This is a genomic window from Arthrobacter sp. 10L424, assembly GCF_056395325.1.
This window is the reverse complement of record NZ_JBFTJH010000001.1, coordinates 442,940-462,396: the sequence shown is the minus strand read 5'-3', so window position 1 is coordinate 462,396 and position 19,457 is coordinate 442,940. Positions and strand designations below refer to the sequence as shown.

Here is a 19,457-nt window from a genome sequence, read left to right as displayed (position 1 = left end):
GCCGGCCTCCCACGGAGACCGGCCATTTTCACTCACCCTTTACCGGGCTATTCCCATTCGATGGTTCCCGGCGGTTTGCTCGTCACATCGAGCACCACGCGGTTCACGCCGTCCACCTCGTTGGTAATGCGGTTCGAGATCCTGGCCAGCAGGTCATAGGGCAGCCGCGACCAGTCCGCCGTCATGGCGTCTTCGGAGGAGACCGGGCGCAGCACGATCGGGTGGCCATAAGTCCGGCCGTCGCCCTGGACACCGACGCTGCGGACATCGGCCAGCAGCACAACCGGCATCTGCCAGACCTCGTTGTCGAGTCCGGCGGCGGTCAGTTCCGCCCGCGCGATGGCGTCGGCCTTGCGCAACAGGTCCAGCCGCTCCTTGGTGACTTCGCCGACGATCCGGATGCCGAGTCCCGGGCCGGGGAACGGCTGGCGTCCCACGATTTCCTGCGGCAGGCCCAACTGGGCGCCGACGGCGCGGACCTCGTCCTTGAACAGGGCGCGCAGCGGCTCGACGAGTTCGAACTGCAGGTCTTCCGGCAGGCCGCCCACGTTGTGGTGGCTCTTGATGTTCGCGGCACCTTCGCCGCCGCCGGATTCGACGACGTCGGGGTACAGGGTGCCCTGGACGAGGAACTTGATCTTCTCGCCGTGCGCGGCAGCCTCGGCGATGATCGCCAGTTCGGCTTCCTCGAAGGCGCGGATGAATTCGCGGCCGATGATCTTGCGCTTGGTCTCCGGGTCGCTGACACCGGCGAGGGCGGCTTGGAAGCGCTCCTGCTCGTTGGCGACGTAGAGCTTGACGCCGGTCGCGGCCACGAAGTCGCGTTCGACCTGTTCGGCCTCGCCTTCGCGCAGCAGCCCGTGGTCCACGAACACACAGGTCAGCTGGTCGCCCACAGCGCGCTGAACCAGGGCGGCGGCGACGGCGGAGTCCACGCCGCCGGACAGGCCGCAGATGACCCGGGCGTCGCCGATCTGTTCGCGGATCCGGTCGACCTGCTCCTCGAGGATGTTGCCGGCGGTCCAGTTCGGCTCCAGCTTGGCGCCCTTGAACAGGAAGTTCTCGAGGACCTGCTGGCCATACGCCGAGTGCTTCACTTCGGGGTGCCACTGCACTCCGTAGAGGCTCTTCTCTTCGTTGGCGAAGGCGGCGACTTCGGCGCCCGCCGTCGTCGCGAGGACCTCAAAGCCTTCCGGGGCTTCGTGCACGGAGTCGCCGTGGCTCATCCAGGTGCTCTGGTGCTGGGGCATGCCCGCCAGGATGGAGCGGCCTTCTCCGATGGTGGTGGTCTCGGTGGCACCGTACTCGCGGAGCCCGGTCTGGGCCACCTTGCCGCCGAGGGCGTTGGCCATGGCTTGGAAGCCGTAGCAGATGCCGAAGACCGGGATTCCGGCCTCGAAGAGGTCCGCGCCGACGCTGGGCGCGCCTTCGGCGTAGACGCTGGCGGGGCCGCCGGAGAGGATGATGGCGGCGGGATTCTTGGCCAGGAGCTGCTCGGTGCTGTAGGTATGCGGAACCACTTCCGAATACACGTTGGCTTCCCGGACGCGGCGGGCGATCAGCTGCGCGTACTGGGCACCGTAGTCAACAACCAGCACGGGCTTGTGGGACGTCTGGGATGCAGTGGGAGTAGTCACCGTACAAGCCTACTTTGCGGCGCCGCCGGCCCGCACATTGAGAAGCCGGTCCGGGCCCGGAAACGGCCGCCGGGTAAGCGAACTCACACGGAAGCCCGACGGCGGGCGGCCGGCCGCACGTGACGCAGGGTCAGTAGCGCTGCGGGGCCTGCGGGTTGGCGGCCAGTTCGGCCTCCACCTCGGCGTGGAATTTCGTCTCCACGAAGAAGGACAGGAACGGCACTACGCCTCCGAGCGCCAGGATGATCATCTTCATGAACGGCCAGCGCATCAGCGACCACAGGCGGAAGTTGGACATGAGGTACACGACGTACATCCAGCCGTGCACGATCAGCACGGCCACGGAGAGGTTCACGCCGCCGATAACTCCGGGCGGCTCGGCGTCGGCGAATCCGAAGCCGAACGGCTCGCCGGTGACGGCGTTGGTGCCACCCGCGAAAAGGTACTGCCCGAACGCGTACCGGGCGATCAGCTCGGCGCAGAGCAGGAGCAGCATGGAGCCGGTCATGTACGCAAGGACCTTGTAGAATTTCAGCGCAGAACGGATCTGGGCCTCGGTTCCGCCAAAGCGGCGCTTCTTGCCGCCCGTGGTTCCCGTTGCGTTGGACTGCTGCGGCTGTACGGCCGGCTGGGGCTCGATCATGGTTGCACTTTCGTTTCGGTGGTGCGCGTTTCGGTGGTGCGCGGTTCGGTGGGGTCGGGGTCGGGGACGGGTTGCGCCGCGGCGTCCTGCTCCTCGTCGAGGGCGTCCTCGAGTCCGCGGCGGTAGTCGTCCTTCACCAGGCGCCACCAGATGAACAGCGCGAAGCCGGCGAACACCACCCACTCGGCGGCGTAGAAGAGGTTGAGCCAGTTGATCTTTCCGGCAGGTGGCTGCGGCCCGATGTTCAGTGGCTTCACCTCTCCGCCGGACGAGGCGGCACCGGCTTCGCTGCCGGCGGAGACTTCGGAAGTCGCCGCGACAAAGCCGGGATAGCTGCTGATGTCCCAGATGTTGATGAGTTCAGCGACGGACACGGCGCTGGCCCGCCCGGGGCCGGCGTCGGTCCCCGGCAGCGGGGCTTCGGACGGCAGCAGGCGTCCGGTCAGTTCAATGACGCCCGACGGCGGCGCGGCGGCGTCCGCGGGGTCGGCAACCCAGCCGCGGGCGACCGGGATCCAGGTCTGGGGCGAGGCGCCGGCTCCGGTCAGCACGGGGGCGTCCTTCACGGCCAGGGCCGAGACGATCCAGTAGCCCGAGACACCGCCGTTCAGCCGGCCCGGGACTAGGACCTGCTTCTGCGGGTCGTAGCTTCCGGTCGCGGTGACGACCTGGTCTGCGATTGAACCGGGGAAGAAGTCCCCGGGCTGGAGCGCGGTGGTGAGCGGTTTGGGGTCCTCCGTCGTGGTGGAGACGGTCACCTCCGGCTGGGTCGAGCGGCCGAACTGCCACTGGCTGAGCAGCACAAACACCCCTGATACGACGATCGCGAACACCAGTCCGGCGATCCAGCGGGGTTTGAGGGCAGTTTTCAGCACCCCTTAACCGTACTTCGTCGGCGTGTAGAACAACGAAACGGGGCGAAAGAGTGGGGCAGCCGTCAGCTTTTTAGTGGTCGAAGAAGACCAGGCTGGAGTTGATGAGTTCCGCGATCACTTCGGCGTCGTAGGCCCGGCGGAGGGACTCGCGGAATGATTCCTTCGACAATGACCGGGCGAGAGTGGCCAGCACCTCGAGGTGCTCGGAAAACGAGCTGGCAGGCGTCGCGATCAGGAGGACCACCGTTGCGGGCCCGTCGGCAGCGCCGAAATCGAGCGCCTTGCCGTATTTGGTGATGCCGACGGCGATGGACGTTCTGGAAACGAATTCGCTGCGGGCGTGGGGCAGGCCAATGCCGCCGGGCAGGCCCGTGGCCAGCTGGTGCTCACGGGCGTTGACGTGCTTGAGGAAGCCGGCGAGATCCGAAATGCGGCCGGCGGCATGCATCCGTTCCGCCAATTGGGAGGCGGCATCGAGCTTGTCGGTGGCGTCCATTTCGAGGATCACCATGTCGGGGGTGGTGAGCTCGGCGTCGTACCGGTCAAGTGGTTCCGCCAAGTGGTGTCCCTTCGAAGTGGCGTCAGTGCGCCGGCAGTCTCGGGGTCGAGGCTGCCGGCGGACGCTGCCGGTCAACGCAGCGGAACGATGTCCTCGACGCCCAGGCGTGCTGCGTCCGCAGATTCGTCGTCCGGCTGCTCCTGGCTGAGCCGTTCGGCGTCGACCCTGGCCAGGTAGTGCTTGATCTCGCCCTCGCGCTGGGCATCGCTCCAGCCGAGGACTTCTCCCATCAGTTTAGCGACTACCGGTGCGGCGGACACACCGCGGTCCCAGGCCTCGATCGAAATCCTGGTCCGGCGGGTCAGGACATCCTGCACGTGGCGGGCGCCCTCATGGGTGGCGGCGTACACGGCCTCGGCGGCAAGGTAATCGTCCGCACCCGGCAGGGGCTCGCCCAGTTCCGGGTTCTCCGTTATGAGGGCCAGCACTTCCGGGGCCATGGAACCGTAGCGGTTCAGCAGGTGCTCGATCCGCGCCACGTGGACGCCGGTCTCCTCGGCCATCCGGTTGCGTTTGTTCCACGCGGCCTTGAATCCGCCGGCACCGAGCAGCGGAATGGATTCCGTGCAGCTGGGCGGGACCCGTTCGTCCATGCTGCGGGTCGCCTCGTCGACGGCGTCCTTGGCCATGACCCGGTAGGTGGTCCATTTGCCGCCGGCCACCACGACGAGCCCGGGCACCGGGTGGGCCACGACATGTTCGCGGGAAAGCTTGGCCGTGGAGTCGTTTTCGCCGGCGAGCAGCGGCCGGAGCCCGGCGTAGACCCCCTCGACATCCTCGCGGGTCAGCGGGCGCTTCAGGACTTTGTTCACATGTTCGAGGATGTAGTCGATGTCCTTGCTGGACGCGGCCGGGTGGGCCTTGTCGAGGTGCCAGTCGGTGTCTGTGGTGCCGATGATCCAGTGCCGGCCCCAGGGGATGACGAAGAGGACGGACTTTTCGGTCCGCAGGATCAGCCCCACCGTGGACTGGATCCGGTCGCGCGGCACCACGAGGTGGATGCCCTTGGAGGCGCGCACCTTGAGCTGGCCGCGGTCGGTGACCATGGCCTGGGTTTCGTCGGTCCAGACGCCGGTGGCGTTGATGACCTGCTTGGCCCGGATATTGAAGCTGGAGCCGTCCTCGTGGTTGACCACTTTGGCGCCGACCACGCGCTCGCCTTCGCGCACGAAGTCCACAACCGACATTTGGTTGACCGCGTGGGCGCCGTAGTGCGCCGCGGTCCGGATCAGGTTGGCGACGTACTTGGCGTCGTCGACCTGGCCGTCGTAGTAGCGGATGGATCCGACGAAGGCGTCGTCTTTGAGGCTCGGCGCAGCGCGCAGGGTCCCCCGGCGGCTCAGGTGTTTATGGAAGGGGACGCCGCGGCTGTGCCCGCCGGTGATGGACATGGCGTCGTAAAGGGCGATGCCGGCGCCGATGTAGGGCCGTTCCAGGAACGGTTTGTGGAGAGGGTAGAGGAACGGGACCGGCCGGGCCAGGTGCGGTGCCAGCACCGAGAGGATCAGCCCACGCTCGTGCAGCGCCTCTTTGACGAGGGCGAAGTCGAGCATCTCCAGGTAGCGGAGGCCGCCGTGGATGAGCTTCGAGGAGCGGGAGGACGTGCCTGCGGCCCAGTCGTTGGCCTCGACGATGCCAACGCTCAGGCCGCGCGTGACGGCGTCCAGGGCGGCGCCGGTCCCGACGATTCCGCCGCCGACGATCAGGATGTCGAGTTCCTTGCCGGGGTCCGTGGTGCCCCTGAGTACCGCGAGGGACGCGTCGCGTTCCGCAGGCCCAAGGGCACCGCCGGCCTTGGGAGAACCGCCGGGAAAACTGTTCATTTCACGCCTCCATCCGGATCAAAGCTCGTAGTGCACCACACTACTTCCAACTTCCCCGGATGGGCAGGGGGCGTCAGTTTCCGGCGTAAGGCGACACGACGACGTCGACGCGCTGGAATTCCTTCAGGTCCGAGTACCCGGTGGTCGCCATGGAACGGCGCAGCGCACCGATCAGGTTGGCGGTTCCGTTGGTGTGGTGGCCGGGTCCGAAGAGGACCTCCTCGAGCGGTCCGACGGTGCCGACGTTGACCCTGTCACCGCGGGGAAGTTCAAGGTGGTGCGCCTCCTGGCCCCAGTGCCAGCCCTTGCCCGGGGCTTCTTCGGCGCGGGCGAGGGCGCTGCCTAGCATCACGGCGTCGGCGCCCATGGCGATGGCCTTGACGATGTCACCGGAGGAGCCCATGCCGCCGTCGGCGATCACGTGGACGTAGCGGCCGCCGGACTCATCCATATAGTCGCGCCGGGCGGCGGCGACGTCGGAGATGGCGGAGGCCATGGGCGAGTGGATGCCCAGGGCGCGGCGGGTGGTGCTCGTGGCGCCGCCGCCGAAGCCGACCAGCACGCCGGCGGCACCGGTGCGCATGAGGTGCAGCGCCGGGGTGTATCCCGCGGCCCCGCCGACGATCACGGGGACGTCGAGTTCGTAGATGAACTGCTTGAGGTTGAGCGGCTCGTGGTCTTTCGAGACGTGCTCGGCCGAGACGGTGGTGCCGCGGATCACGAAGATGTCGACGCCGGCGGCCACGACGGTCTTGTAGTGTTCCTGGGTCCGCTGCGGGGTGAGGGAGCCCGCCACCGTGACGCCGGCGGCGCGGATCTCGGCGAGCCTGGAGGTGATCAGTTCCGGCTGGATCGGGGCCTGGTAGAGCTCCTGCATCCGGCGGGTGACGGCCGGGCTGTTGGTTTCGTCCTGGAGCGCAGCGATTTGGTCCAGCACGGTCTGCGGGTCCTCGTAGCGGGTCCAGAGGCCCTCCAGGTCCAGGACGCCGAGCCCGCCGAGGCGGCCCAGGGCGATGACGGTCTCCGGCGACATGGCCGAATCCATGGGAGCGGCGATGACCGGCATGTCGAACTTGTAGGCATCGATCTGCCACGCGACGGACACATCCTTGGGATCACGCGTCCGTCGGTTGGGGACGATCGCAATGTCATCCAGGGAGTAGGCACGGCGCCCACGCTTGCCTCGGCCAATCTCAATCTCGTAAGTCACTGCTCTAGGTTATCCCAGCGAGCGCCCGTCACCGCCGGAGGCGGTCCCGCGTGACGGCAGTGGCGCAGCGGCCAGTAGTCTGGCGGGATGAGGAAACGGTGGGTCTTCGACGGCCACATTGCCGGGATCGGGACGGCGTCCGGTTTGCGGGCTGTGGTGGGTCTCTGGCAGCAGTCCCCCTTCGGACCGTTCGCCGACGCCATGGTGGAGCTGCCTTCCGGCCACCGGATCCTGCTCGCCCCGACCGCTGAGGTGGCCGACTTCATCGCCGCGGTCTACAACTTTGACGAGACCCGCGTGCTCGACGTCGCCGCGTCCCACGCCGCGCACCAGCTCAGGGTTGACGCCGGTCCACTCCGGATCCGCGCCGCCATCGGCGCGCGGACCCGGCTGGGCAGCATCGCACGGCTGGTCCCCCGGCCGGTCGCTGTGCATCCTGATTGGCTGCGGGCCGTCAACCCGCTCGCGTCCCGGCTCAGCCCGGGCGTTCGCACCGCGGGTGCCGCTAGAGGCGGACGGCAGGAGTACTACGGCGTGACCGATCTTCACAGCATCGACTCGGCGAGTGTCGGCTGGGACGGCGGAGACGCCGGGTCCCTGACTGCCATCCGGCCGGGAGTCACTTTTGGTTTCAGCAGCGTTCCCCCGGAACCAAGCCTGGCGCGGGTCCGGACCACCGTGGTGGAGTCGACCGCCGATGCGAAGAGTTCCCCTCCCGGAGCTGAAGCCGTGGACGCCTCAAATGCCTTCGGCGTCGTCCACGGCGAGCTGGGACTCGAACATCCGGAAGTAGCGGCCGCGCAGGGCCACCAGCTCCTTGTGGGTGCCCTGCTCCACGATCCGTCCGTCCTCGAGCATGTAGACGATGTCCGCCTTCTCGATGGTGGCGAGGCGGTGGCTGATCGCGATGATGGTGCTGCTGCGTTCGGCGAAGAGCCGGGTGAAGATCCGGTGTTCCGCTAGGGCGTCGATGGCCGACGTCGGTTCGTCCATGACCATGAAGGAGGCGCTGCGGTAGAAGTTCCGTGCCATCGCCAGCCGCTGCCACTGCCCGCCGGACAGCCCGCTCCCCTTCCGTCCGCGCGGGTCCTCCATCCAGTTGCTGACGTGGTTGTCCAAGCCGTTGGGCAGTTTGTTGATGAACTCCAGGGCCTCCGCGTCGGCGGCGGAGCGGCGGATCCGTTCGTCGTCGCGCGGTGATTCGACGTCGCCGAAGAGAATGTTCTCCGCGGCGGTGGCGAACTCGTATTTCAGGAACTCCTGGCTGAGCACCGCCAAATGGCGGTGCCAGGACTTCACGTCGACGGCGGCGAGGTCGACGCCGTCGAGCATCACCTGCCCGGAGTCCGGGCGGTAGAGCCCGGCGAGGATCCGGACGAGGGTGGACTTGCCGGCGCCGTTCTCCCCCACGACCGCGACGTGCTGGCCCTCGCGGATGGTCAGTGAAATGCCCTTGATGACCTCAAGCTCGCTGCCCGTGTAGGTGAAGCGGATGTCCCGCAGCTCCACCGTCCTGGGCGCCTGCAGCAGGGGCGGGGCGTGGTCGGAGTGGACCGGCAGCGCCATGAACAGCTCGTAGTCCTTGAGGTTGGCGAGGTCCTCGTCGATCGAGCTGAGCGAGGAGACCAGGCTGTTGGCCGTGGACAAGGCCCGGCTGACGATCTGCTGGACGTAGAGGAACTGCCCCACAGGCTGCGCGTGGACGATAATCTGGCCGACCACCCAGATCAGCGACACAACCTCGGCCCCGTACTGCAGGGCATCCGCGGCGAGCTGCTTGGGGATGTAGCGCTTCTGGAAGTCCAGCCGCCTCCGTTCATCCGCGTCCCGGAGCCGTGACCGCAGCCCCATCAGGTAGCCGACGATTCCGTAGAGGCGCATTTCGGCGATGTGCTGGGGCCGCAGGAGGTTGGTTTCGATCATCCGCCGCTGCCGGCGCGAGTCCACCTGCGTGTTCCAGTGCGCGATCTGTTCACGGGAGAGCTTGAACTGCAGGTAGACGCTGGGCACGATCGCCACGAGGACGATCACGGCGATCCACCAGCTGACCAGCATCAGCGCGCCGATCGCGAGGATCACCGAGACCAGCTGGGTGAAAATGGCGGCGATCCGGTCCAGGACGCGGGCGTAGGAATCGGAGAAGCGCTTGGCCCGGTCGTACAGGTCCACCGTTTCCTTGTCGTCGTAGCGCCAGAAATCGAGGGCCAGGAACCGCTCGTACATCAGGTCCCCCACGATCGCGCCGACCTTGAAGCTCATGAGTTGCTGGATGTACCGGTCGACGCTGCTGAAGGCGCCCCAGAACAGTCCCAGTGCCGCCGTGATGACGACGTAGACAATGGCCTGCTGCCCTGCCTCGGCGTTGCCCGCATATGCGGCTGCGAGGGCCGTGGTGGTGAGCGCGGCGAAGTAGGTGGTGACGAGCGGCAGCAGCGCCGAGATCAGCGAGCCCACGACCTTCATCACGACGGCGGCGGGCGAGGCCCGGAAGCTGACGCGCAGCACCTGGGCCACCGCCCGGGCGTAGGGCCTCAGCGCCAGTTTCCGCTTCGGCTCACGCGCGGGTAGGAGTTCGGACATGCCTCCAGCCTAGTTGGGGCCGCCGACGCGGGGCAGGCAGGGTTTCGCTGCCGCCCCGACCGCCTAGTACTTCTCGCCGTATTGGTATTCCGGGAACTCGAAGCACGCGCTGAAGCTGCCGACCTGAAGGCTCTCCGGGCCGTCCCAGACGGACACCAGCAACTGCGTGCCGTCTTCATGGAGGAGCTCCACCCGGCGATTACCGTCGTTGTCCGTGCCGTCCGTCGCGGACCAGCCCGACCGGCCGGAGAGGGAATCCCGGACTTCGTCCAGGAACTTCGTCCGGTCCAGGCCCGGCAGCAGCTCGACCTGCCCGGTCCCCACCCACTTCTTCTGCTCGCCCCGGCAGGGCATCAGGCTGGAGGTGTCGTTTTCGAACACGGAGACGACAACGTCGGCCGGCACCATCCCGATGATCTCGTGCTGCACGGCCAGGAGCTTGGACTTGGCGGTTTCCAACGTTATGGGTGTCATCGATTCGCTCTCTTGTGTTCCGGATCCTGCTCCGCAGGCTGACAGGACAAGGCACAGGCTGACGGCAAGGGCCCCGCACCAAAGACGGGCCCCGGCGGTCACCCGGCCGCTACCGCGCACGGATCTCATTTCGGACGTCTTCCAGGGCCGGTGCATTGAACGGATCCGTCGTGGCGATGAGGCTGTGGTTGTCAATGCTGTAGGCCTCCTGCCAGTTGCTGCCTCCCGGCGGGGCGTACACATGCTTCTCAAAGGCGGGCTCCTTCATGGGGTAGTTGTCTCCCACAACTCCGCTGCGCTCCGCAGTTAACAGGATGTCAGGGTACGTGTAGCTGGAGTACCGGGTGCTTGGGTCTGCTGTCCAGCCCGGCGGCATCGCGGCTCCGGACAGGGCGATGACCTTGTCGTAGCGGGCGCCGGCGACCTCGGATCCGGTGACGTTCCGCAATCCCCAGCTGTGGCCGACGGCAACTGCCTGCGCTCCGGCCGGTTTCTCCAGCTCGACGGCTGCCTGGAAATCCCGCAGCACGGGGGCCGACGCGGCCACGAAATCGTCGCTCTTGGCTTCGTCGAAGAAGGCTTCGGCAAAGCCGCCGTCGGGAAATTCGGATCCTTTGTAGACGAAAGCGACTGTGCCCTCCGTTGGGTCCGAACCAACCAGCCATTGGGCTACGGATTGCGGGCCGCCGCCATAGAACGACTGCTCGTTGGTCCGGGTTCCTGGCACATAGGTGACGACGGTCGTGGTGTCGGCGTCGTAGTCGCCGACCATTTCCACAATCGCGCTGTGCGCCGGGTCGTAGGCGGCGAGCTTGACCTTTCCGTCAACTACGCTCTGCAAGTAATCCTTCCCCGCTTGCCGCGCCTCCCACGCCTCGTGTTCCTTTACGTACATGGCCGGATACCCTGCCGCCATGATCAACGGATTGAATTCGGGCTCCGGGTCGGATCTGCGGAGCCAGTCGATCCGGTGCTGGGCATTGATGGCGTTGGCGCGGACGCGGTCCTCGAACGGGATGCCATTGGTGTTTCCGGCCAGGACAGGATGCTCGGCAATAAACGCCGTGCGCTGCTCCGCGGCGAGCCCGTCCCACCAGGACCGGATCTGCGCAGGCGTCTTTCCGTCGAGGTCGGCAGGTTGCGGAGTGGCAGGCGCCGTCGAGTGTGCGCCCGCTGCCGTTCCGGCACCGCCGGACCGGCTGGCCTGTTCCTGCTCCGCGGCGTTGCGGACCAGCTCCTCGCCCGCTGCGGCCAGGAAAGCGGCGGCCTGGCGCAACGCTCTGCTGTGGCTGGACTGCCAGTCGTGCCGGAACCGTTCGGCGTCGGGGCCTGGCCACGGTGCCTGGGCAACGCCGGCCCCCAGCGTGCCCAGCTGTGCCAGCAGCGTCCGGCCGGACGCACCCATTTGGGCGCCGAGCCGCCGGAGCTGGGCAGGGTCCGCCCCCTGAAATCCACTAGCCACGTGCTGTCCCCCTGCAGTCTGCGCCGCCGTGCCGCTGTCCGCGCCACTTTTCCGCGGTCCGGGAGTCCCGGAACCAACGGCCAGCCTCGAGGCTACCTTGCACAGACGCCGACAGGCCATGGGGAGAGATCCCCATGGCCTGTGTGTCGCGTGTCAGCGCTGGGGCCACGCCCGCAGGGTTCCTGGCCGTGGAGCCGCTCCGGCGAGGGCCCCGAACCGAGCTTGCGAGGGTTGGGAGCCGGTGCGGACTTGCGAGGTTAGGGAGCGGCTGGGGCCCCCGGCGCCCGGGTTCCCTGACCGCAGCGAAGCAAGGTCAGGGAGGCCTCGGGGATTAGCGCGAACCGTAGTTCGGTGCCTCCACGGTCATCTGGATGTCATGCGGGTGGGATTCCTTCAGGCCGGCCGCCGTGATCCGAACGAACTTGCCGCGGGCCTTGAGCTCGGGCACGGTCGGGGCGCCGGTGTAGAACATGGTCTGGCGGAGGCCGCCCACCAGCTGGTAGGCCACCGAGGCCAGGGGTCCGCGGTAGGCCACCCGGCCCTCGATGCCTTCGGGGATGAGCTTGTCATCGCCGGAGACGTCGGCCTGGAAGTACCGGTCTTTGGAGTAGGAGGTGTTTTTGCCGCGGGTCTGCATGGCGCCGAGGGACCCCATGCCGCGGTAGAGCTTGAACTGCTTGCCGTTGACGAAGATCAGATCGCCCGGGGACTCGTCGCAGCCGGCGAGGAGGGAGCCAAGCATCACGGTGTCTGCGCCGGCAACCAGGGCCTTGCCGATGTCGCCCGAGTACTGCAGTCCGCCGTCGGCGATCAGCGGCACGCCGGCGGGAATGGCTGCCTTGGCGGACTCGTAGATGGCGGTGATCTGCGGGACACCGACGCCGGCGACCACGCGGGTGGTGCAGATGGAGCCCGGCCCCACACCGACCTTGATGCCGTCGGCACCGGCATCGATGAGCGCCTGGGCGCCTTCGCGGGTGGCGGCCTGGCCGCCGATGATGTCCACGTGCGCCGCCACGGGATCGGACTTCAGCCGGCGGATCATGTCGAGCACACCCTGGGAGTGGCCGTTGGCGGTGTCCACGAAGAGCGCGTCCACGCCGGCGTCGATCAGGGCCATGGCCCGCTCCCAGCCGTCGCCGAAGAATCCGATGGCAGCACCGACGCGCAGGCGGCCTTCTTCGTCCTTGGTGGCCAGCGGGTACTGCTCGGCTTTGGTGAAGTCCTTGGTGGTGATGAGGCCCTTGAGCCGGCCCTGCTCGTCCACGAGCGGGAGCTTTTCGATCTTGTTGGTGGCCAGCTTGTGCGAGGCTTCCTCGCGGCTGATGCCGACGTGCCCGGTGACGAGGGGCATCTTGGTCATGACGTCGCTGACAAGCCGGATCGGGAAGTCGGTTTCCGGCACGAAGCGCGTGTCGCGGTTGGTGACGATGCCCAGGAGCCGCATGCCCTCGTCCACGACCGGCAGGCCGGAGACGCGGTAGTGCGAGCAGATCTCGTCCAGCTCGGCGAGCGTGGCCTCGGGGCCGATGGTGAGCGGGTTGGTGATCATGCCGGATTCGCTGCGCTTGACCCGATCCACCTGGTCCGCCTGGTCGGCGATGGAAAGGTTGCGGTGCACGACGCCGAGGCCGCCCTGGCGCGCCATGGCGATCGCCATCCGCGACTCGGTGACCGTGTCCATCGCGGCGGAGAGCAGCGGGGTCTGGACCGAGATGCGCTTGGAGATCCGGGAGGAAGTGTCGGCCTCGGAGGGGATCACGTCGGTGTGGCCGGGCAGCAGCAGGACGTCGTCGTACGTCAGTCCGATGAAGCCGAAGGGATTGTGTTCGGGCTGGGTCATGAGTGCGCCTCTTACCTTGGGTACGGGTTACGGGTAGGGATTGCAACAGATGACCAGCCCGTCATTACGGGCATGGCCTGTGCAGAAGTGTTGAATAAATAGTAGAACCTTGGCGCCGATCCCCATATTCCGGGGCGCTAATGTGAGCAACGGCACCGGCCCGGTGACGCCGCCCCGTCACGTCCAGCCGGTGGCCTTCAGCAGCCGCTGTTCGAACATGGGGATCATGGTCTGGACATAGGTCTTGGTCAGATGGTTGTCGTCCTTGTAGACGTACACATTTCCGACCACGGCCGGGCAGATCCCATCGGCGCAGATGAAGTCGCTGAGGTCCATCAGGTGCAGACGCGGAACCTTCCCGCGGTACGCGTCCAGAGGTGAAGACTCGGCAAGGGACTCCTGCAGCGGAACGTTGCACTTGACGGCGTCGGGCCCGTTCTTCTGGACACATTCGGGCATGTTCATGTTGAAGCGGGGGTTGTCGCGGATGCCGACCACGTCCATGCCGGCGGCGGTGAAGGGCTCGATGCCTTCGAGGTATTGCGGCACCTCGGTCTCAAAGGGCGCGTCTTTGTGCGTCAGTGAGGCGACGGTGAACACCGCGTCGGGCCGGTGGTCCAGGACGTACTGGGCGCTGGCCTTGTTGAAGGCGTTGCATTCGGCGTCCCTTTCCGGGGACTCCCCGCCGAAGCGGCAGTTGCCCTTCAGGAGGGCGACGACTTCCCAGCCGTGGCTGCGGGCGATCGGGCCGAGCGCGGCCATGTACTGCTGGGCGTGGGAGTCACCGAGCACCACGATGCGTTTGGTGACCTTGTCCGGCCGGCTGTTCTGCAGGCAGCCCGCGAGCAGCGGGTCGCCGGGGACGTTTCCGTCGGTGCACAGCCCGTCGATGTCGGCCCACTCGTTCTTCATGGCCACGGGAGCCGGGATGATCTTGGCCTCCGGCGTCGGCTTGCCGGCATTTTCGGGGGCCAGGGCGGCCGCGCCGGGGGTCAGTTCCCTCGGCTGCGCGGCGGCAACGGCCTCATCCGCCATCATCTTGCTCTGCCATACGGACACCGGCCCGGCCAGCAGGGCGCCGCATGCTGCGATCACGACGGCGGTGCGCCAGACGCGGCGCTGGGGCCAGTGCCAGTCGCGCAGCGGCTTCTCCACAAACCGGGTGGTCAGCACGGCGAGCACGATCGACGCGGAAACAATTGCGAGGCCCTGGACCAGGTTCGGGTTGGTGATGCCCGTCCCGGCGAGGGCCAGCACCAGGAGCGGCCAGTGCCAGAGGTACAGGGCGTAGGAGTTGTCGCCGAGCTTCACCAGCGGCTTCCAGGTCAGGAAACGGTCCACGCCGAAGCGGCTGCCGCTCTGTCCGGCCACGATGATGGCGGCGGCGGCCAGCGTCGGCCACAGCGCAATGAAGCCGGGGAAGGAGCGGTCCACGGTCAGCAGCAGACCGCAGGAGAGCATCGCGGCGAGACCCGCCCAGCCGAGGGCCACCCGCAGCGCTTTGCCGGGCCGAAGGTGCGGCAGCGCAAGCGCCAGCAGCGAGCCGAGGGCGAATTCCCAGAGCCGGGTCCGGGTATCGAAGTAGGCGTAGGACTGGTTCGTGACGGTCTGGTCGATGGAAAACGCGAGAGATACAACGAAAATCGCACCGAAAGCCGCGGCCAGGAGGGCGGCGTAGCTCACCCTGCGGCCGACCGGGGTCCGGCGGAGGAGGCGCAGGAGCACGGCTGCGCCGGCGAACACGAGCGGCCAGAGCAGGAAAACCTGGCCCTGGATGGACAGCGACCAAAAGTGCTGCAGCGGGCTGGCCCCTGCGTGGTCCTGCGCGTAGTAGTCGACGGCGGTGTCCGCGAGAAGCCAGTTCTGCCGGTAGAACAGTGAGGCCCACGCCTGGTCCAGCACGTCCGGCCAGCGGCTCTGGGGCAGGACCAGCCGGGTCCCGACCAGGACGCCAAGGATCACGACGACGACGGCCGGCAACAGCCGCTTGAGCAGGTGAAGCCAGTGGCCCGCCAGACGCAGGGGCTTGCCGCTTTCGACCTTGCGGGCGAAGCTGAGGGTCATCAGGAAGGCCGAGATCAGCAGGAAGATGTCGACGCCGCCGGAGACCCGGCCGAGCCACACGTGGTAAGTGACCACCATGAGGACTGCGAGGGCTCGGAGGCCCTGGACCTCGGGCCGGTAGCCTGCTTTTGCGCGTACCTCGGAACCCGGGTCCGCTGCCTGCGGGCCGGCCGTTGTTCGCTCGTTCGACACAAGAAGCCCCTTCAGGCAGGTTTCCAAAACGTCAATGTTACCGAACCGTAATTTGTCTGGCCAATCACGGCGGCGAGGGGGCCTCCTCTCCGCCCGTGTTCAGCGGTTCCGGCGGCTACCCTGTAACGAGCCAGAGGAGGCCGCATCGTGATCGCACAACTGCGCATTTGTGTCCCGGAAGAGTTGTCCGACGCCGTAGTGAACTGCTCCACCGACGTGGTTGGCGTCGCCGAGGTGTCCCGCCAGCCGGGCGCGTCCGTTCTCCCTCCGGGGGATGTCATCCATGTCCTGCTGGCGCGGGAGTCCGTGGAGCGGCTGGTGGAGAAGCTCCATCTCCTGAATGTCCAGGAGCAGGGGTCGATCTCGGTCACCATGCCGGAGCTGGTGCTCTCCGACCGGGCGGACAAGGCCAGCGCCGACGCGCCCGGCGAAGGCGCGGACGCCGTGATCTGGGACGAGGTGTCCCGGCAGACGGGCGAAGACTCGCGGCTGACGTGGAGCTTCCTTGCCTTCCTCATCCTGGCGACCCAGCTGGTGGCCATCGGCATCGTCACGGACTCGACAATTCTGATCGTCGGAGCGATGGCTGTGGGTCCTGAGTTCGGCCCGCTGGCGGCGCTGGCCGTGGCGCTCGTGCGGCGGCAATGGAGCCTGGGCCGGCGCGCCGCGCTCGCCCTCGGCGTCGGATTCCCCGTCGCCATGCTGGCAGCGGCTTTCACGGCCTGGCTCTCCGTCCCGCTGGGCCTCTTCCCCGCCGATGTCCTGGACCGGGGCTCGGCAGCAGACTTTATCTACCACCCGGGTCCGTACTCGCTGATCGTCGCCGTGCTGGCCGGCATCGCCGGAATGCTGTCCGTGATCACCGGGCGCTCCGCCGCCCTGACCGGCGTCTTCATTTCCGTGACGACGGTCCCCGCCGCCGGATTCGTGGCCGTCGCGCTGGTGCTGGGCGAGTATGAGAAAGCGGCGGGTTCCGCCCTTCAACTGGCCCTGAACCTGGTGGGCATCGTGGCGGCGGCCGTTGCCGTGCTGGTCTTCTACCGCCTCGTCACCAAACGGCTGCCCGACGCCGCGGCGGTGCGCCTGAGGCGCAAGACACCGCGGGCGCAGCGCTAGGCACCCGGCCCTCCTGGGGCAGGACGGGGCAGGCCGGCGCACACCCGGGCGGGCACAGCAAAGGCCGGCCCGGCTGACGCCGGACCGGCCTGGACTGCAGCGGCTTGGAGCTAGTGGCTGTGGCCCGCGTGCGCGTCTTCGTCAGCCGGCTTCTCGACCACGAGGGTTTCCGTGGTGAGCACCAGTGCCGCGATGGAAGCCGCGTTGCGGAGGGCCGCACGCGTTACCTTCACGGGGTCGATGACGCCGGCCGCGATCAGGTCTTCGTAGACGCCACTCTTGGCGTTGAAGCCCTGGTTGACAGCCGATTCGGCCACCTTGGCGACGACGACATAGCCGTCGAAGCCGGCGTTCTGGGCGATCCAGCGCAGCGGCTGGGTCAGCGCCCGGCGGACGATGCCAACAGCAGCGGCAGCGTCGCCTTCGAGTGCCTGGACAGCCGGGTCCTCGTCGAGCGCCTTGAGGGCGTGGATGAGGGCGGAGCCGCCGCCGGCAACGATGCCTTCTTCAAGGGCAGCGCGGGTCGAGGACACGGCGTCCTCGATGCGGTGCTTCTTTTCCTTCAGCTCGACCTCGGTGGCAGCGCCAACCTTGATCACGCCGATGCCGCCGGCCAGCTTGGCCAGGCGTTCCTGCAGCTTTTCCTTGTCCCAGTCGGAATCGGTGCGGGTCAGCTCGGCGCGCAGCTGGGAAACCCGGGCTGCGACGTCCTCGGCCGATCCGGCGCCGTCAACGATGGTGGTGTTGTCCTTGGTCACCGTGATGCGCCGGGCAGTACCCAGCACCTCGAGGCCGACCGTGTCCAGGCTGAGGCCCAGTTCCGGCGAGACAACCTGCGCACCGGTAAGGGTGGCGATGTCCTGCAGCATGGCCTTGCGGCGGTCGCCGAAGCCCGGCGCCTTGACGGCAACAACGTTCAGGGTGCCGCGGATGCGGTTGACGATCAGCGTGGACAGAGCCTCGCCGTCAACGTCTTCGGCAATGATGAACAGCGGCTTGGAGCTCTGCAGCGCCTTCTCCAGCAGCGGCAGGAAGTCCTGGACGGAAGAAATCTTGCCCTGGTTGATCAGGATCAGCGCGTCTTCGAGGACTGCTTCCTGGCGTTCCGCGTCGGTGACGAAGTACGGGGACAGGTAGCCCTTGTCGAACTGCATGCCCTCGGTGAGGACCAGTTCGGTCTGCGTGGTGGAGGATTCCTCGATGGTGATCACACCATCCTTGCCGACCTTGCCGAATGCCTCGGCCAGGAGCTCGCCGACCTCGTCGCTCTGGGCGGAGATGGAGGCGACGTTGGCGACCTGGGTGCCTTCGACCGGGCGGGCGTTTTCGAGCAGGCGGGCGGCGACGGCCTCGACAGAGACCTCGATGCCGCGCTTAATCTGGCCCGGGGCGGCGCCGGCCGCAACGTTGCGGAGGCCTTCCTTGACGAGGGCCTGGGCCAGCACCGTAGCGGTGGTGGTGCCGTCGCCGGCAACGTCGTTGGTCTTGGTGGCGACCTCCTTGGCAAGCTGCGCGCCAAGGTTCTCGTACGGGTCGTCCAGCTCGACTTCACGGGCGATGGTGACGCCGTCGTTGGTGATCGTGGGGGCGCCCCACTTCTTGTCCAGCACGACGTTGCGGCCGCGCGGGCCGAGCGTCACCTTGACCGTGTTGGCGAGCTTATCGATGCCGGCTTCAAGCGACCGGCGGGCAGCGTCGTTAAACGCAAGCTGCTTTGCCATGGTTTTGTCCTTTCAAGACAGAACCCCGCGCAACTGATCCATTCAATGCGAAAGGGTCTGCTGCACGGGGTCCAAGAGAGTTACTTTACGACGATCGCGAGAACGTCGCGGGCGGAGAGCACGAGGTACTCGGTGCCGCCGGTCTTGACTTCGGTTCCACCGTACTTGGAGTAGATGACGACGTCGCCAACGGCAACATCGATGGGAACGCGGTTGCCGTTGTCGTCAAAGCGGCCGGGGCCTACTGCAACAACTTCGCCTTCCTGCGGCTTTTCCTGCGCGGAGTCCGGGATAACCAGGCCGGAAGCCGTGGTCTGCTCGGCTTCGAGCGGGCGGACAACAATACGATCCTCAAGAGGCTTAATAGAGACCGACAAGGACCTCTCCTATTCGTCAGCAAATTCGTGGACTTTAAAGCTGTGGTGCCCAGGCGTACAGACCGTCGTCGCGGTGCCGGCAGCAGCCTGGCTGTCAAGCTTCAGGTGTTAGCACCCTCCTAGGGAGAGTGCTAATGACGACTCTATGTAAGTAGTTAGCACTCGGTCAAGGTGAGTGCCAGAAGTTCGTTCCCGGTGAACGCTTTTACCCGGTGGACATGCCGGTTTGTTCGGGACCGTCAGAGGGACATGCCCATTTTTCGCGGGCTGCGCAGAGGGACATGTCCATACCTTGTTGCGGCCGATGGACACATTGGCATCATGCCCCCTGCCCGCGCCAAGCAATTGACATGCCCCGCGGTTCAAGGGCTTCGCGGAGGGACATGTTCACCCGGAATGACGGGAGCGGGGCATGTCCAGCAGGCGTTGGTGACTACCGGCCGCCGAGGTCCTCGAAGTCCACGTCCTCGCCGTTGTCCTCGTCGTCCGGGCCCGGCTCGTTGCGGTGCCGGTACAGCACCAGGCCTCCCGCCGCAGCCAGGACAATTCCGGTGATCAGGAAAACGATGCCGCCGATGCGGGCCGCGGCGTAGCTCTCGCGGATGGACTTCGCCTCGTCGGTGGCGTCCGTAACGTCCTTGCCGCCGACCGAATAGACGGTGGCGTTGAAGGAGTCCAGGAAGAAGATGATGACCAGCAGCGCCGCGCAGACGACCGCGATGACGGCTCCGGCGATCAGTGCCGGCCGGGCGTAGCGGGCGAGCCCCTGGCGGGCGGGACGGCCGCCGTCGGCGTCCTGCTGTGCGGCGTCGACCTCCCGGTAGTTTTCGTCCGTGCCGTCGTTTGCTGCGCCGCTGTCATCCATGCCGTCAAGCCTATCG

Annotated in this window: 15 protein-coding genes; 1 reads left to right on the top strand and 14 read right to left on the bottom strand. The window is 67.1% G+C overall.

Annotated features, from left to right (window positions below; genetic code table 11):
- Positions 1 to 47 precede the first annotated feature (47 nt).
- The 11 genes from guaA to AC1DC5_RS02150 form a co-directional block, all read right to left on the bottom strand.
- On the bottom strand, positions 48 to 1,637 hold the full coding sequence (gene guaA, locus AC1DC5_RS02200) for a glutamine-hydrolyzing GMP synthase (protein WP_441404416.1): 1,590 nt from the start codon (positions 1,635 to 1,637) through the stop codon (positions 48 to 50).
- 130 nt (positions 1,638 to 1,767) lie between these two features.
- Entirely contained in the window at positions 1,768 to 2,280 is a 513-nt protein-coding gene (locus AC1DC5_RS02195; protein ID WP_441404415.1) for a DUF3817 domain-containing protein, read from the bottom strand.
- A complete protein-coding gene (locus tag AC1DC5_RS02190) occupies positions 2,277 to 3,155 on the bottom strand; it encodes an SURF1 family protein (RefSeq protein WP_476864024.1) in 879 nt (292 codons plus the stop codon). Before AC1DC5_RS02190 ends, AC1DC5_RS02195 begins: the two co-directional genes overlap by 4 nt.
- A gap of 70 nt (positions 3,156 to 3,225) precedes the next feature.
- Entirely contained in the window at positions 3,226 to 3,714 is a 489-nt protein-coding gene (locus tag AC1DC5_RS02185; RefSeq protein ID WP_441404413.1) for a PTS sugar transporter subunit IIA, read from the bottom strand.
- A gap of 71 nt (positions 3,715 to 3,785) precedes the next feature.
- Positions 3,786 to 5,537: a glycerol-3-phosphate dehydrogenase/oxidase gene (locus tag AC1DC5_RS02180; RefSeq protein ID WP_441404412.1), complete on the bottom strand. Its 1,752-nt coding sequence runs from the start codon at positions 5,535 to 5,537 to the stop codon at positions 3,786 to 3,788.
- Positions 5,538 to 5,610: 73 nt separating this feature from the next.
- Positions 5,611 to 6,747 (bottom strand): GuaB3 family IMP dehydrogenase-related protein, encoded by a 1,137-nt coding sequence (locus AC1DC5_RS02175; RefSeq protein WP_441404411.1) that lies wholly within the window; start codon positions 6,745 to 6,747, stop codon positions 5,611 to 5,613.
- Between the two features lie 738 nt (positions 6,748 to 7,485).
- Complete coding sequence (locus AC1DC5_RS02170; protein WP_476864023.1) at positions 7,486 to 9,327, bottom strand: ABC transporter ATP-binding protein; 1,842 nt, start codon at positions 9,325 to 9,327, stop codon at positions 7,486 to 7,488.
- A gap of 63 nt (positions 9,328 to 9,390) precedes the next feature.
- A complete protein-coding gene (locus tag AC1DC5_RS02165) occupies positions 9,391 to 9,801 on the bottom strand; it encodes a hypothetical protein (protein ID WP_476864022.1) in 411 nt (136 codons plus the stop codon).
- 109 nt (positions 9,802 to 9,910) lie between these two features.
- A complete protein-coding gene (locus tag AC1DC5_RS02160) occupies positions 9,911 to 11,263 on the bottom strand; it encodes a hypothetical protein (RefSeq protein ID WP_441404407.1) in 1,353 nt (450 codons plus the stop codon).
- Positions 11,264 to 11,594: 331 nt separating this feature from the next.
- The gene (guaB, locus tag AC1DC5_RS02155) at positions 11,595 to 13,106 is read right to left on the bottom strand and encodes an IMP dehydrogenase (protein ID WP_441404406.1); all 1,512 of its coding nucleotides are present in this window, start codon (positions 13,104 to 13,106) and stop codon (positions 11,595 to 11,597) included.
- A gap of 177 nt (positions 13,107 to 13,283) precedes the next feature.
- Positions 13,284 to 15,362 carry an acyltransferase family protein gene (locus AC1DC5_RS02150; protein ID WP_476864021.1) on the bottom strand — a complete coding sequence of 693 codons (2,079 nt, stop codon included), beginning with the start codon at positions 15,360 to 15,362 and terminating at the stop codon, positions 13,284 to 13,286.
- Positions 15,363 to 15,509: 147 nt separating this feature from the next.
- Between AC1DC5_RS02150 and AC1DC5_RS02145 the strand changes: the two genes are divergently transcribed.
- Positions 15,510 to 16,478 carry a DUF389 domain-containing protein gene (locus AC1DC5_RS02145; protein ID WP_441404404.1) on the top strand — a complete coding sequence of 323 codons (969 nt, stop codon included), beginning with the start codon at positions 15,510 to 15,512 and terminating at the stop codon, positions 16,476 to 16,478.
- 110 nt (positions 16,479 to 16,588) lie between these two features.
- Here AC1DC5_RS02145 and groL read toward each other — a convergent pair whose 3' ends face one another.
- The 3 genes from groL to AC1DC5_RS02130 all read right to left on the bottom strand — a co-directional run bounded on the left by groL (position 16,589) and on the right by AC1DC5_RS02130 (position 19,441).
- On the bottom strand, positions 16,589 to 18,199 hold the full coding sequence (gene groL, locus AC1DC5_RS02140) for a chaperonin GroEL (protein WP_441404403.1): 1,611 nt from the start codon (positions 18,197 to 18,199) through the stop codon (positions 16,589 to 16,591).
- 80 nt (positions 18,200 to 18,279) lie between these two features.
- The gene (groES, locus tag AC1DC5_RS02135) at positions 18,280 to 18,576 is read right to left on the bottom strand and encodes a co-chaperone GroES (RefSeq protein WP_018773735.1); all 297 of its coding nucleotides are present in this window, start codon (positions 18,574 to 18,576) and stop codon (positions 18,280 to 18,282) included.
- 433 nt (positions 18,577 to 19,009) lie between these two features.
- Positions 19,010 to 19,441, bottom strand: coding sequence for a hypothetical protein (locus AC1DC5_RS02130; RefSeq protein WP_441404402.1), 432 nt, complete (start codon positions 19,439 to 19,441; stop codon positions 19,010 to 19,012).
- Positions 19,442 to 19,457: the final 16 nt, after the last annotated feature.